10 protein-coding genes, 2 tRNA genes and 4 rRNA genes are annotated in these 14,912 nt (G+C 50.4%); 7 read left to right on the top strand and 9 right to left on the bottom strand.

All coding sequences use genetic code 11. The features are described 5' to 3' along the window. Nucleotides 1–51: 51 nt before the first annotated feature. A complete protein-coding gene (locus THL1_RS21950) occupies nucleotides 52–276 on the top strand; it encodes a hypothetical protein (RefSeq protein WP_069085211.1) in 225 nt (74 codons plus the stop codon). After that, on the top strand, nucleotides 273–662 hold the full coding sequence (locus tag THL1_RS21955) for a hypothetical protein (RefSeq protein WP_069085212.1): 390 nt from the start codon (nucleotides 273–275) through the stop codon (nucleotides 660–662). The genes THL1_RS21950 and THL1_RS21955 overlap by 4 nt, the downstream gene beginning before the upstream one ends. A 671-nt stretch (nucleotides 663–1,333) precedes the next feature. On the opposite strand, the gene rrf (THL1_RS21965) is transcribed toward THL1_RS21955, so the two are convergent. From rrf (THL1_RS21965) to THL1_RS21990, 6 genes are all read right to left on the bottom strand, one after another. Further along, a 5S ribosomal RNA gene (rrf, locus tag THL1_RS21965) occupies nucleotides 1,334–1,449 on the bottom strand. 241 nt (nucleotides 1,450–1,690) lie between these two features. Further along, a 5S ribosomal RNA gene (gene rrf / locus THL1_RS21970) occupies nucleotides 1,691–1,806 on the bottom strand. A gap of 136 nt (nucleotides 1,807–1,942) precedes the next feature. Next, nucleotides 1,943–4,833: ribosomal RNA gene (locus tag THL1_RS21975) — 23S ribosomal RNA — on the bottom strand. 227 nt (nucleotides 4,834–5,060) lie between these two features. Next, nucleotides 5,061–5,136, bottom strand: a tRNA-Ala gene (locus THL1_RS21980). A gap of 32 nt (nucleotides 5,137–5,168) precedes the next feature. Beyond that, nucleotides 5,169–5,245: transfer RNA gene (locus THL1_RS21985), tRNA-Ile, on the bottom strand. Between the two features lie 65 nt (nucleotides 5,246–5,310). Continuing rightward, nucleotides 5,311–6,847: ribosomal RNA gene (locus THL1_RS21990) — 16S ribosomal RNA — on the bottom strand. Together the 16S, 23S and 5S rRNA genes with 2 tRNA genes alongside form the textbook arrangement of a ribosomal RNA operon. Nucleotides 6,848–7,807: 960 nt before the next feature. Here THL1_RS21990 and THL1_RS21995 point away from each other — a divergent pair. The 3 genes from THL1_RS21995 (at nucleotide 7,808) to THL1_RS29880 (ending at nucleotide 11,337) form a co-directional block, all read left to right on the top strand. Then, nucleotides 7,808–9,346, top strand: coding sequence for a tyrosine-type recombinase/integrase (locus THL1_RS21995; protein ID WP_069085214.1), 1,539 nt, complete (start codon nucleotides 7,808–7,810; stop codon nucleotides 9,344–9,346). A 543-nt stretch (nucleotides 9,347–9,889) separates the two neighbouring features. After that, on the top strand, nucleotides 9,890–10,858 hold the full coding sequence (locus THL1_RS29875; protein WP_145928365.1) for a hypothetical protein: 969 nt from the start codon (nucleotides 9,890–9,892) through the stop codon (nucleotides 10,856–10,858). A gap of 239 nt (nucleotides 10,859–11,097) precedes the next feature. Next, nucleotides 11,098–11,337 (top strand): hypothetical protein, encoded by a 240-nt coding sequence (locus tag THL1_RS29880; RefSeq protein WP_145928366.1) that lies wholly within the window; start codon nucleotides 11,098–11,100, stop codon nucleotides 11,335–11,337. A 90-nt stretch (nucleotides 11,338–11,427) separates the two neighbouring features. On the opposite strand, the gene THL1_RS29885 is transcribed toward THL1_RS29880, so the two are convergent. Genes THL1_RS29885 through THL1_RS22005 form a run of 3 tightly spaced genes read right to left on the bottom strand, consistent with a single transcriptional unit; the run spans nucleotide 11,428 to nucleotide 13,609 of the window. After that, nucleotides 11,428–12,627, bottom strand: coding sequence for a hypothetical protein (locus tag THL1_RS29885; protein WP_145928367.1), 1,200 nt, complete (start codon nucleotides 12,625–12,627; stop codon nucleotides 11,428–11,430). A 12-nt stretch (nucleotides 12,628–12,639) separates the two neighbouring features. Beyond that, on the bottom strand, nucleotides 12,640–13,056 hold the full coding sequence (locus THL1_RS22000) for a hypothetical protein (protein ID WP_069085215.1): 417 nt from the start codon (nucleotides 13,054–13,056) through the stop codon (nucleotides 12,640–12,642). 52 nt (nucleotides 13,057–13,108) lie between these two features. Continuing rightward, the gene (locus THL1_RS22005; protein ID WP_145928368.1) at nucleotides 13,109–13,609 is read right to left on the bottom strand and encodes a hypothetical protein; all 501 of its coding nucleotides are present in this window, start codon (nucleotides 13,607–13,609) and stop codon (nucleotides 13,109–13,111) included. Nucleotides 13,610–13,639: 30 nt separating this feature from the next. Here THL1_RS22005 and THL1_RS29240 point away from each other — a divergent pair, with 30 nt between their 5' ends. Next, nucleotides 13,640–13,858 (top strand): helix-turn-helix domain-containing protein, encoded by a 219-nt coding sequence (locus THL1_RS29240; RefSeq protein ID WP_083245991.1) that lies wholly within the window; start codon nucleotides 13,640–13,642, stop codon nucleotides 13,856–13,858. Nucleotides 13,859–14,339: 481 nt separating this feature from the next. Beyond that, nucleotides 14,340–14,882: a recombinase family protein gene (locus THL1_RS22010; protein WP_069085217.1), complete on the top strand. Its 543-nt coding sequence runs from the start codon at nucleotides 14,340–14,342 to the stop codon at nucleotides 14,880–14,882. Nucleotides 14,883–14,912: the final 30 nt, after the last annotated feature.

Genomic DNA, 14,912 nt, shown 5'->3' on the forward strand with positions numbered 1-14,912 from the left:
GCAGCCGTCACGGAACTTTGCTGAAAGCCTCCCTCGCCGCAGGAACCCGCCATGTGCGGCCGTTACGTCAGCCCCACGGAACGCGCCATCCATGGCCGCATGCCGGTCATCCTCGCCCCGGAGCAGTTCAAACTCTGGCCGTCACCCCGCACATCCGCCGACCGGGTCCAGCTGGCCATCGCCGACGCGCGCGACGACTTCACCGGGCATGCGATGACCACGCAGGTCAATGACGTGCGCAATGATGATGAGGGGTTGATCGAGAGGGTGGACTGAAATTCGAACCACTGGACAGCAGGGAATATGAGGGGCTGCTCCGCTCCGCCGTTGACCGCTTGAAGGACGCCCATAACCCGGCGTCGCCCTTCTCCAGCCGCCTCGACCTCGCCTGCAACGCCACGCATGCACTAGCCCTGACGGCCCTGCGTCTACGTGGATATCGTTCGGACCGGCGCTACTTGGTGTTCCAATCCTTGCCACCTGCCCTGGAACCAGGCAAGACACAGGTCAGACTGTTCACCTTGTGCCACAAACGACGAAACCTGGCGGAGTACGAAGGCTATATGGAAGTGGACGAGCGACTGCTGGCTGAATTGTTGACAGGCGTGGACGCCCTGCTACCAACCGTCAAGACGACGCTGTCCGAACTGGCGGCGACCTGACCTCATATCGAAAGCACCAGACCTAAAACCCAAGGTCCTTTTTGGGAATCGGGGTTTTGATAGGTTCGAAGTTTTTTCGAAGCCGTTGCGGGTGGATTACTCGCCCCCAGCCAGTCGCAATCGGACCGGCGTCAACGTTCGACTCGCAAGGAGTGAGCAGGAAGTTGCGTATGCGCTGATGGCTATCTGCTCAGCCAACACGAGCCGCTCAAACTCCGCCATCTGGTCATCCGACCAAGGGACTGTCGCTTCTTCCAGGAAGGCCACCATGGCGATGTGTGCGGCAGATACGTTGAGCGAGAGCTGACGTAGCTCTGCCCAGTAAGCTGGTACGATCACGAATCGCTCCTGGTGCATCACGCCATCAGATGCACTTGATTAGCAATAGCGTAACAAGTGGAAGAGCGCCAGCCAGAGAAACAAAATGTGGCGGACCGCAAACAATCGGGAAGGCAGCAAACTCCAGGGTCACGGGCCAGATGAATTTGGCACCAGACCAACTGGCTGCGCCACGTGTTCACCAATCGCACGATCAGCCCTTGCGCCACACCCAACAGCTGGTGCGCGCGGTGCGCCCTACCTGCACTTCGCAGTTTGTCCGACGGAGACTTTTCCGACGCGCAAAGACAAACCCCCGATACGCGTTGGCGTATCGGGGGTTTGGGATAGAAGCTTGACGATGACCTACTCTCACATGGAGAAGCTCCACACTACCATCGGCGATGCGTCGTTTCACTGCTGAGTTCGGGATGGGATCAGGTGGTTCCAACGCTCTATGGTCGTCAAGCAATTCGGTTGGGATCTCGTCGCGAAACGCGATCCCGAATCAGCTATATGACAGTCTATTTCCTGCGGGTTCAGACCAGCTTTCGGTCTGTCGACTCTACTGCCCGCTACCTTGAACTGGCTCCATCAGGGATTCAGCTCTGCAGTACCTTTCGGTTACCGCTCGAAGCAATCATTTCGATAGCTTTCACTAAAAGACAAACCCCCGAACCGCGTGAGCGGATCGGGGGTTTGGGATAGAAGCTTGACGATGACCTACTCTCACATGGAGAAGCTCCACACTACCATCGGCGATGCGTCGTTTCACTGCTGAGTTCGGGATGGGATCAGGTGGTTCCAACGCTCTATGGTCGTCAAGCAATTCGGTAGGGATCTCGTCGCGAGACGCGATCCCGAATCAGGTATGTGACAGTCTGGTTTTGCGGTTCAGGCCAATTTTCGGTCTGTCGACTTCACCCATCGCACCCACAATCACCAGATTGTTTGGGTGTTATATGGTCAAGCCTCACGGGCAATTAGTATGGGTTAGCTCAACGCCTCACAGCGCTTACACACCCCACCTATCAACGTCGTAGTCTTCGACGGCCCTTCAGGGGATTCAAGATCCCAGTGAGATCTCATCTTGAGGCGAGTTTCCCGCTTAGATGCTTTCAGCGGTTATCTCTTCCGAACATAGCTACCCGGCAATGCCACTGGCGTGACAACCGGAACACCAGAGGTTCGTCCACTCCGGTCCTCTCGTACTAGGAGCAGCCCCTCTCAAATCTCAAACGTCCACGGCAGATAGGGACCGAACTGTCTCACGACGTTCTAAACCCAGCTCGCGTACCACTTTAAATGGCGAACAGCCATACCCTTGGGACCGGCTTCAGCCCCAGGATGTGATGAGCCGACATCGAGGTGCCAAACACCGCCGTCGATATGAACTCTTGGGCGGTATCAGCCTGTTATCCCCGGAGTACCTTTTATCCGTTGAGCGATGGCCCTTCCATACAGAACCACCGGATCACTAAGACCTACTTTCGTACCTGCTCGACGTGTCTGTCTCGCAGTCAAGCGCGCTTTTGCCTTTATACTCTACGACCGATTTCCGACCGGTCTGAGCGCACCTTCGTACTCCTCCGTTACTCTTTAGGAGGAGACCGCCCCAGTCAAACTGCCCACCATACACTGTCCTCGATCCGGATGACGGACCAGAGTTAGAACCTCAAGCATGCCAGGGTGGTATTTCAAGGATGGCTCCACGAGAACTGGCGTCCTCGCTTCACAGCCTCCCACCTATCCTACACAAGCAGGCTCAAAGTCCAGTGCAAAGCTACAGTAAAGGTTCACGGGGTCTTTCCGTCTAGCCGCGGATACACTGCATCTTCACAGCGATTTCAATTTCACTGAGTCTCGGGTGGAGACAGCGCCGCCATCGTTACGCCATTCGTGCAGGTCGGAACTTACCCGACAAGGAATTTCGCTACCTTAGGACCGTTATAGTTACGGCCGCCGTTTACCGGGGCTTCGATCAAGAGCTTCGCTTGCGCTAACCCCATCAATTAACCTTCCGGCACCGGGCAGGCGTCACACCCTATACGTCCACTTTCGTGTTTGCAGAGTGCTGTGTTTTTAATAAACAGTCGCAGCGGCCTGGTATCTTCGACCGGCATGGGCTTACGCAGTAAATGCTTCACCCTCACCGGCGCACCTTCTCCCGAAGTTACGGTGCCATTTTGCCTAGTTCCTTCACCCGAGTTCTCTCAAGCGCCTTGGTATTCTCTACCCAACCACCTGTGTCGGTTTGGGGTACGGTTCCTAGTTACCTGAAGCTTAGAAGCTTTTCCTGGAAGCATGGCATCAACCACTTCGTGTTCTAAAAGAACACTCGTCATCAGCTCTCGGCCTTGAACACCCGGATTTGCCTAAGTGTTCGGCCTACCACCTTAAACTTGGACAACCAACGCCAAGCTGGCCTAGCCTTCTCCGTCCCTCCATCGCAGTAACTAGAAGTGCGGGAATATTAACCCGCTTCCCATCGACTACGCATTTCTGCCTCGCCTTAGGGGCCGACTCACCCTGCGTCGATTAACGTTGCGCAGGAACCCTTGGTCTTTCGGCGTGCGAGTTTTTCACTCGCATTGTCGTTACTCATGTCAGCATTCGCACTTCTGATACCTCCAGCAAGCTTCTCAACTCACCTTCACAGGCTTACAGAACGCTCCTCTACCGCTCGTCTTACGACGAACCCGTAGCTTCGGTGTCTAGTTTGAGCCCCGTTACATCTTCCGCGCAGGCCGACTCGACTAGTGAGCTATTACGCTTTCTTTAAAGGGTGGCTGCTTCTAAGCCAACCTCCTAGCTGTCTAAGCCTTCCCACATCGTTTCCCACTTAACTAGAACTTTGGGACCTTAGCTGACGGTCTGGGTTGTTTCCCTTTTCACGACGGACGTTAGCACCCGCCGTGTGTCTCCCACGCTGACACTTCCAGGTATTCGGAGTTTGCATCGGTTTGGTAAGTCGGGATGACCCCCTAGCCGAAACAGTGCTCTACCCCCTGGAGTGATACGTGAGGCGCTACCTAAATAGCTTTCGAGGAGAACCAGCTATCTCCGAGCTTGATTAGCCTTTCACTCCGATCCACAGGTCATCCGCTAACTTTTCAACGGTAGTCGGTTCGGTCCTCCAGTCAGTGTTACCTAACCTTCAACCTGCCCATGGATAGATCGCCCGGTTTCGGGTCTATACCCAGCGACTAAACGCCCTATTAAGACTCGCTTTCGCTACGCCTCCCCTATTCGGTTAAGCTCGCCACTGAATATAAGTCGCTGACCCATTATACAAAAGGTACGCAGTCACCTAACAATGTAGGCTCCCACTGCTTGTACGCATACGGTTTCAGGTTCTATTTCACTCCCCTCTCCGGGGTTCTTTTCGCCTTTCCCTCACGGTACTGGTTCACTATCGGTCAGTCAGTAGTATTTAGCCTTGGAGGATGGTCCCCCCATATTCAGACAAAGTTTCACGTGCTCCGTCCTACTCGATTTCACTTCCTGGACCCTTTCGCGTACGGGGCTATCACCCACTATGGCCGCACTTTCCAGAGCGTTCCGCTAAAATCCAAGAAGCTTAAGGGCTAATCCCCGTTCGCTCGCCACTACTAAGGGAATCTCGGTTGATTTCTATTCCTCAGGGTACTTAGATGTTTCAGTTCCCCTGGTTCGCCTCTTGCACCTATGGATTCAGTACAAGATACCTAGGTTATCCTAGGTGGGTTCCCCCATTCAGAGATCTCCGGATCAAAGTCTGTTTGCCGACTCCCCGAAGCTTATCGCAGGCTACCACGTCTTTCATCGCCTCTGACTGCCAAGGCATCCACCGTATGCGCTTCTTCACTTGACCATATAACCCCAAGCAATCTGCCTGTGAGCATGGCGGTGAAGACGACATTCGCCGAAAATTCGCGCTTGAACTCGCAAATTTTACCTTGAATCATTGAGTGCAGTGAAACACTCAACAAGTCACTTCTATCACATACCCGAATTTTTAAAGAACGATTCTGAAACAAAGTCCAGAATTCAATATCCCACAACGGATATTCAATTCTGAGCTCTTGGTCAGCCTGGAGATGGTGGAGCCAAGGAGGATCGAACTCCTGACCTCCTGCGTGCAAAGCAGGCGCTCTCCCAGCTGAGCTATGGCCCCAATGTCCAGCGGTCAGTCGACCCCGCGACAATTGGTGGGTCTGGGCAGATTCGAACTGCCGACCTCACCCTTATCAGGGGTGCGCTCTAACCAACTGAGCTACAGACCCAATCGCCTTCGCAATTGAATCAAGCAATTCGTGTGGGAACTTATGAAGAAGCTGATGTCTTCGATTAAGGAGGTGATCCAGCCGCAGGTTCCCCTACGGCTACCTTGTTACGACTTCACCCCAGTCATGAATCACTCCGTGGTAACCGTCCCCCTTGCGGTTAGACTAGCTACTTCTGGAGCAACCCACTCCCATGGTGTGACGGGCGGTGTGTACAAGGCCCGGGAACGTATTCACCGTGACATTCTGATTCACGATTACTAGCGATTCCGACTTCACGCAGTCGAGTTGCAGACTGCGATCCGGACTACGATCGGTTTTATGGGATTAGCTCCACCTCGCGGCTTGGCAACCCTTTGTACCGACCATTGTAGCACGTGTGTAGCCCTGGCCGTAAGGGCCATGATGACTTGACGTCATCCCCACCTTCCTCCGGTTTGTCACCGGCAGTCTCCTTAGAGTGCCCACCATAACGTGCTGGTAACTAAGGACAAGGGTTGCGCTCGTTACGGGACTTAACCCAACATCTCACGACACGAGCTGACGACAGCCATGCAGCACCTGTGTCTGAGTTCCCGAAGGCACCAATCCATCTCTGGAAAGTTCTCAGCATGTCAAGGCCAGGTAAGGTTCTTCGCGTTGCTTCGAATTAAACCACATGCTCCACCGCTTGTGCGGGCCCCCGTCAATTCATTTGAGTTTTAACCTTGCGGCCGTACTCCCCAGGCGGTCGACTTATCGCGTTAGCTGCGCCACTAAGATCTCAAGGATCCCAACGGCTAGTCGACATCGTTTACGGCGTGGACTACCAGGGTATCTAATCCTGTTTGCTCCCCACGCTTTCGCACCTCAGTGTCAGTATCAGTCCAGGTAGTCGCCTTCGCCACTGGTGTTCCTTCCTATATCTACGCATTTCACCGCTACACAGGAAATTCCACTACCCTCTACCGTACTCTAGCTCAGTAGTTTTGGAGGCAGTTCCCAGGTTGAGCCCGGGGATTTCACCTCCAACTTGCTGAACCACCTACGCGCGCTTTACGCCCAGTAATTCCGATTAACGCTTGCACCCTTCGTATTACCGCGGCTGCTGGCACGAAGTTAGCCGGTGCTTATTCTGTTGGTAACGTCAAAACAACCAGGTATTAACTGACTGCCCTTCCTCCCAACTTAAAGTGCTTTACAATCCGAAGACCTTCTTCACACACGCGGCATGGCTGGATCAGGCTTTCGCCCATTGTCCAATATTCCCCACTGCTGCCTCCCGTAGGAGTCTGGACCGTGTCTCAGTTCCAGTGTGACTGATCATCCTCTCAGACCAGTTACGGATCGTCGCCTTGGTGAGCCATTACCCCACCAACTAGCTAATCCGACCTAGGCTCATCTGATAGCGTGAGGTCCGAAGATCCCCCACTTTCTCCCGTAGGACGTATGCGGTATTAGCGTCCGTTTCCGAACGTTATCCCCCACTACCAGGCAGATTCCTAGGCATTACTCACCCGTCCGCCGCTCGCCGGCATCCCGAAGGACCCGCTGCCGCTCGACTTGCATGTGTTAGGCCTGCCGCCAGCGTTCAATCTGAGCCATGATCAAACTCTTCAGTTCAATACTGCTTGGGTTTTGAGAAAACCCTAAACTTGGCTCAGCAATCGCAAATAAACTCTCGAATTCACGAGTGTTACTTGTGATGCTGATAATCAGTTGACTATCAGGCTTACCTCACAAGCACCCACACGAATTGCTTGATTCAGTTGTTAAAGAGCGTTTCGATCAAGCCTTTCGTCTCAACCGAGGCCGCGCATTCTACCGCAGCCCTCCTTCCTGTCAAGCTGTTTTTCGAAAATTTCTTTTCTACTCAACCGCTTGCGCTGCCGATCCGAATCACTCTTCTCGTCAGCGGGAGGCGCATTCTACAGCGTTCAAACCCGCTGTCAACGCCTCCGCTCCCACTTCATTCGCCTGCGGCGATCTTGCGAAGCGGAACCTCCCGCCACCTTCACCAAACATTCAACTCATTGTTTTACAATGAGTTTTTCTTGGCAACTGCGCCGGAAGTGGGGCGCATTATAGGGATGCAGAATCTGCCGTCAACACTTATTTGAAACTTTTCGGTCATCCCTCATCTTCTATATAGAGGAATGTCCTTGCATGGCGCCGAGTCCGATGGGGTGATGCCCAGGCACTGATGCCTGAATGCACAATAGCCGCCTGCCCAGTCAACTCAAGCCGAACCGGTGTAGCCGAGTTCCGACAGAATCTACCAGGCCAATCGCCGCATACGTCACGACACATTCTTGCCATACGGATAGCAACGAACTGGGTGACACCCTACCCGACGCTCTACTGGATGAGCTGAAGGCGGGCCATACCGATGACTCTCGACACTTGCTCGGCCCAGAAACGCAAAAGCCCCTGAAACTCCAGAAGTCTCAGGGGCTTTCGTATTGAATATGGCGGGAAGATAGGGACTCTCAGATTAACTGCCGCCACCCTTGAAAGCCTTGATTTACAGGGATATAGCCACCTAGAGTAGTGAAATCGAGTAGTGAAATCAGGGACTCATAGATGGCCAGAAAGCACGAACGCGACCACCTGTATCAGAAGGCAGGTGAGTCCACTTGGTATGTTCGAATTGTAGTACCTGCTGACGTACGACCTGCGTTCGGGAATCGACGCACGCTCACCAAGACCACAGGCACCAGCAACAAGGCCGAAGCGCTGGTAGCGCGCTTGCCCATCCTTGCAGCCTGGAAACACGAGATTCAGCTAGCACGCCAGCAGAAGCTAGAGAACGCAGACCGCTGGAGAGAATCGCTTCACAACGAAGCTAAACGATCCGAGAGGTCACTTACTAAAAATGTAATGAGCGTGGTAAACGGACGACGCCGTAACTACACCGAGGAAGACGTAGACAAAATCATGGCCGCATTTGCTCCCTTTATGGCTGAAAGCGCAGAAAGCCTTAAAAATTCTGGTGCAGATGCCGAGCTTGTGGATCAGATATCTAGACTTGTGCGTGAAAAGTTTTTGGCTACAGGCAATGAAGCAATCAGCAAGGCCCAGGAGCTAAATTCCTTACTCCGTCAAACTGCACTGCAAACGACCAGCCATGAATATCAGCTTTCCATCGCGGAGCAAGCTGAAGCAGCAATAATTCTAGCAAACCCCAAGAGCTACAAGCCTCGCTCTCCAATCACCAAGGGCATGCTTGACCAGTGGTCTACTCACCTCGAAAGTCAGATTGCTACAGCAAAAACGAGGGACATGCACCGCAACCGGGTGCAACGGTTATCTGACTGGCTCACAAAAGAAGGTAGAAAATTGGACTTCGATAGCGTGCATGCGTTTATTGAATCGGTTTCGTCCTCACGCACCACCCGCCAAAACTACCTATGGTCAGGCAGAGATTTCTGGAAATGGGCCTGCAAATACCACCAAGTATTTCGTGATCAGTTCAGCAGCAAGCCCTGCCCCTTCGACGGCCACGCCCTTCCAAGAGCCGGAAAAGCTGCTGGGGAATCCTATGTAGCCTTTACGAAGGAGCAAGTTGAAGCTTTACACGCCAAAGCCCTATCCCTCGGTAATCAGCCATTAGCGGACCTAATACAGCTTGCCGCTTACACTGGGGCACGCCTGGAAGAGATAGGACGTATTTCCATTGAAAACACGATATTTAAGGACGGCAAGCCAATAGCCTTCAAGATCGAGCAGGCAAAAACATCAGCAGGGGTTCGTGAGATTCCCATTCACTCCCGGTTGCAGCCCGTGTATCAGCGTCTGCTAGAAACAGCACACACCAACGGCGGCCATCTGCTCGCAGGGGGCAAAAACAAATACGGCAATCGCCTTGACTACCTATCCAAGCAGTTCGGCCGGCTCAAGGTCACAGAAGGCCATGACAGCCGCCACGTTTTCCATTCCATACGTAAGACAACGACCACCGAACTGCACAGAGCACGCATGACCATGGAGGTAATACCTTGGATTTTGGGGCATGAGTCGGATAAATCTTTCACGCTCGATGTTTACAGCGCCGGTCCGTCTTTCGAGCAGAAGCAGGAAGCTATAGAGGCACTGAAATTCGATTTTCCAAGCCTTAAGTAGACGCAAGAGCTGTCACTACAAACAGACAGCCTGATCAAATAATAACCAATTCAAGCAACACAGTTAGGGGATTCAGAGAAATGCGACTTCCCCCCAACAAGCTCAAGTCGTACTGCGAAAGCACCAGCAACACCGGGGCTTACAGCGTAGATCGCCAATCTATCAAGTGTCGAGGAGTACCGAAATGCTAAGCACACGCGCTCCTCCCTCCTCATATTAGTCTTGACATGACCTATAAAACCTTTAAAATGGATACTCCACGAAATAATTTAGTGGGTAAACAAAGGCAGATGGTGATCATATGAAGCAGACAGCGATTTACTCAAGGATGAAACATCCTCGTTAACGTCGAACGCTTGATTACCTAAAAGCCGCCTTGTGCGGTTTTTTAATGCGTGAAAATTGGCTGACCACCACTGACGGTCATCAGCAAGACCATGAGATAAATCTTATGACTATTGCAAACCGCACCAAACCATCAAAAGGCACGGCCATGTAAATAGCTGAATTTCTAAATTCCTCCCTATGGAGATCGCTGAGTACATGCCGACCTTAGTCGGTTTTTTTGTGCTCAAAAATCATCATAGAGGAGAACTTGTGAAGAAACTTAATCATACAGTTAGCGCATCGAATGATAACAACATCGAGAAAGTGCGCGATCGTTCAGACGACATCATTACGCCTGCCACTGTGTTGGTGAACAGTGGTGACGCTCATTACATTGTAGATAAGCGGACTGGCGAGATATTAAGCGCTCAATACGTTTTTCCGCCTGCTACCCAGGTAAGTGCAGCAGATAAGAAATATTATTCCACCACCACTAAACCGCCAGAAGAGATCAACAACGAGTCGGACCTTAGAGACTATTTAGGTTTGTTGGTGGATGGTCGAATGAGTAAGTTTGATAATCTAACAAGCTTTCATAACCAAAGCTCTGGCGAAGCCGTCCGTAGCGGGGGAAGGCGTGTATTTAGCGCAGCACACCTAAAGGTAATGGAGCAGTTAGCCAAGATACTGGTTTATCGTAATATTGTTATTGGCAAGACCGAGGATGTTGCTGCAAGTCTTGGAACGACTAAAAGTAATATTTCAGCCAAACTAACCCCGCTTGAGAATGCCGGACTCTTGAGGTTTTTCACCTACCCGCAGGATATGATTAAAGGTGAAATTAAAATCCTGGTTAATCCAGCATATATTTTTAAAGCCTCAAAATCAGGATACGCAAAAAGACTATCAGCCATCCATGGTTGGTATTCAAAATCGTTCAGCGCCAAAGGAAATGAAGTTCTAAAAGCGCTGGAGCAGGATGCCTTGCATAACCTTGAGAAACACAAGCTAACACATCCACCACAAACAGAGGCCGAGTTCTTAGCCGAAATTCGTCGCGTCGATGCTTACGCAATGCAAGACCTGGATTACAACTACGCTACACCAAGACGTAAAAAGATAAACATTGCCGCACTTGACCTAACCAACCTGATTCCATGCCCGCCTACAAGAGGTGCGGCCTGAATTCCTGGTCTTAGATTTTAAATAAACTTAAGGGGCCGCACCCCTGGACCCTTAGTGCCACGGGAGGATAGCAAAACAATGTAATTAACTAAAAGGAAACAAACGATACACAAGAAATTTATGTCTACCAAAACCGAACAAGCCACCCAGTGAAGGTGTGGGCTAAGCATTAGAATGCAATCAAGGTTTAACTAAGACAGAGAAAAGATATGAAAAAATAAACCATAATGGAGAAAGAAATGAAGAACAGAAAAATCAACGTTTACACTTACGAAATTGATCCCCCACACAAAACCACCATTTCACTGCCTGATTATTTGTTTGAATTATTTGCTGTGAAACTTGGCGGAACCACACAAGCTCAAGATTGGATTCAGGCAGAATTAGAGCGCAATCCAACAAAGTATGCGATAGATACGAGTCAGCAGGTGCGTAAAACCATCACCCTGCTTCTTACTGTTCCATCGCTTGCTACGTAAAATCAAAGTTGAATGAAGAGAGGAGGGGCTAACCCCCTCCTCTCGCACTCAACTCTATCCCTCACAAGCCTATCAAGTAATTGATTTTAACTACCTGCGTAAACTTACCTCTATTGTACCTGCGCGCTGCGGTTCAAAGTAGCAGTTAGCTGTATAGCCTATTTCAGCTCCATATTCATTTTTAGCATCAAAGTTAAAAGTTATAACTACACGACCATCTGCTTGAGACCTATATACATCAGACCCAAAAACATGGATATCTACTGAGCTTGGAATAGTTGCGTTATCTTTAATTAACTCGCGACAAGCAGTTCTTGCATCATCCGTATCCCAGGCCTTTTCAGATTCTGCCCTTACAGGGGTAGCATCTTTTATTTCTTTCTCACTCAAGTAAAAGCGTTGCTGATTGGTGCAGTCAACCCAAATATGAATATTCCTTAGAGAGCTTCTGCTATCACTAAGCTCAACCGCTTCAACGTAGTCACATTTACCACTATCAATAGCCATTTCAGCAGCACGACGACGCATTCTCTCAATTTCTTTAAGTCGCGATTTATACTTGGCTACCGTTTTCGGATATTGATCAACTGTATACGGATCAAGAGCATAGCTTCTAATTCTGGTCTTATAGTTTTCTTCAGCTTCTATTTTTGCCTTTTTGGCAAGTTCTATCTCTCTAGCCTTAGCCTCGGCCTGTTCTTTAGCTTTTCGCTCAGCATCTAGCTTTTGCTCATAAGCCGCTCTGGCTGCGTAATATGCATTTTCTTTTTCTGTGAAATTAGGATCTTTAACAATGCTGTAATTTTTAATTAGTTCACTCGCCGCCTCTATATCCATGCCCTGAGTTGCAGCATCTAACCTTGATAATATCTCCCCCTTGTTGATTTTAAAGTCAGCCGCAACCAATTCAACTCTTTTACGCTCTGCATCCTCTTGTTCTTTTTTCTGCTGAGCAGCCAACTCAGCGGCTTTCTTAGCTGCAATGTCAGCCTGCTGCTGTAGCAAAGCCTGCCTATTTGCCTCTATCTCGTTTTGGTGCGCATACATTACGAATGGTGCCGAAACAAGTAGAAGCCACGTTCCAACCACCTGCAAATTCATCCATTTATTTAACCTTAGCTTTTCTTTTATTCGTAAATAAATGAATGGATTTGAAATAACAGAAGCAAATAAGACAATCAGGGCCGCCTTCCAACTCGAAGCCGCCAGGTATATACCTAATGCCAACAATCCGAACGAAATACCCCACCAAGCGAAAGTATCGGAAGAAATCTTGCTTCCCTTTTCCATAGCCCTCATCCCTTATCTACCCTGAATGTAGCTGGATATATCAAATCTCTGAGGAAAAACATCATAACAGAGCAAGTCTTTAATCAAACCAGTAGCAAATACATAAAACTCTTCTTTTTTAGAAGGCGTACTATTAACTTGACTCATGGTTGAGGATGGAAGTAGCGGAGCAACTATCATGAATACAAAACGCTTTAACTCCTGCTCCCATTCAGACGTGTCAATTACCCCATACCCCTTATCCACAGTAAGCATCATTTCCTTATCCTTCAACTCAGCAAAATGCGCTTGAACTGCCCTGTATGTAGAGTCAGAGTAATTGTGCAGCCTGTTTAACTTGAGCGTCTCAACCACAAGCCGCCTGTAATAGAAAAAGACAAACAAACTAAAACCCAAGGAAACAAGAGAGAGAAGGAATAGGGGGTGCATTTAAAACTCCTGCATAGAAACAATAATACTCAGTAATTTGCAAGTTACAGGGCTATCGAAATGTCATATCCCCATTAATGTTTCGAATAACCTTTACTGGCTTCCCTCCCTCGGCCCGTGGATTTTTTTGCAGGGTGCAGTCAAACAAGCGATATGTCTGCCCGTTCTCACTTGAGACTTTATTTTCAAAGAATTCACACTCTACTAGCTTCTTATAAGCCACACTTCCTTGGGGCATTCTTACCATCCCAACCAGTTCGCCAAGGCTCTTCATTCTTGGCGCTTGAAGCTCGCTAACTAGGAACAAGTCATTATTCACAGGCTGGCCGTATGTAAAGGGACCGAATTCGCTCCTGACAAATATCGTTAGCTCGTCGTCAACCCGATAGGAAACTAACCTTTCCATCTGCGTTTCCATGTATTTCGTCCCAATTTTTATGTCTTTGGGTGGATCGGCATTAACTGTGGTGCTAGCGACTAGAAGTGCTCCGGCCATGAATCTAGTAAGCATTGAATAGCCTCCATCCCTGAATGTCACGATTAGTGTGTTCACGATTAGAGCACATCAAAGGACGATGGGCGAATGTCTTCGCCCTCCCTACGCCGTAGTTTTGGCAACCGCATCCGTGAGCTTCGTCTTGCTACAGGCATGACCCAAGAAGCTTTTGCGGACAAGTGCGGCTTTGCCCGAACCTACATGTCACGTGTGGAGACTGGAGGGGCTAACCCAAGCCTTGATGCAATCAAGGTTCTAGCGGATGCCCTTGGGGTAGACCTTTCTACGTTATTCCAAGGGCTCTAGGCATTCCGCTATGTCGGCGTGAAGGGCACCACTAGGCTGTAATCACAGGTCGCACAGCGCCTGAGCGCATGCTTGTCCCCGATATCGATGACCTGGTGAAGGGTTTGTTTCTCGCAATGCGGGCAAATAAAGCCCTTTCCAGAACCTGGCTTGACGGACCTATTCCAGCCCCACCCGGTCGTGCCACATTTTGAACATTGAGAGGTAGGACCTTTATTGAAGAAGGTCCTCTGCTTGCAGTGGGGGCACTCTGATCCTGCCATTTCCATTCCCTCGGTTGTTGTTCGCATGAAGGCAGATTGCCACTTACCCGCCTCTTGTCGCAACACGGCTTCATTCGTGTTCATTTGAGTACACCCTCATGAGCACTCGTCAGTGAATACAGGCACCCTGCAAAATTCGTATTCATTAGGGTTGCTTTTGGTTCTGAATACAGATATCGTCTCAGCATCTAGAAGCAAATGAATACAGGAGAGGCAAAATGGCAAAGGTCGGCTATGTACGGGTTAGCTCGGTAGACCAGAACACCGAGCGTCAGCTTGATGGTGTGCAACTGGACAAGATGTTCACTGACAAAGTGTCCGGTGCCACCACAGACCGCCCCCAGCTTCAGGCCATGCTGGAGTACGTCAGAGAGGGGGATACCATCGTTGTCCACAGTATCGACCGCCTTGCACGCTCTCTGGCTGACCTGCTGCGGCTGGTGGAAGAGCTGAACACCAAGGGCATCCACATCCGCTTCCACAAAGAGCAGTTGGAGTTCACTGGCGAGAACAACGCCATGCAGAAGCTCATGCTCTCCATGATGGGCAGCTTCGCAGAGTTCGAACGCTCGATGATCAAGGAACGCCAGCGGGAAGGTATCGAGCAGGCGAAGGCCAAAGGCGTATACAAGGGGCGGGTTAAGACCGTGGATGATGAGGCAATCCGTGCTGCTGTAGTTGGTGGCCTGTCGTTCCGTAAGGCTGCTGAAGAGCTTGGGGTTAGCTTGAGCACAGTACAGCGAGCTATGAAGGGGGCTTGATTGCCCCCCAATCGGCCTGAAGGGCCCCTA

Origin of the sequence: Pseudomonas sp. TCU-HL1 (genome assembly GCF_001708505.1) — a bacterium.
Taxonomy (GTDB): Bacteria; Pseudomonadota; Gammaproteobacteria; order Pseudomonadales; family Pseudomonadaceae; genus Metapseudomonas.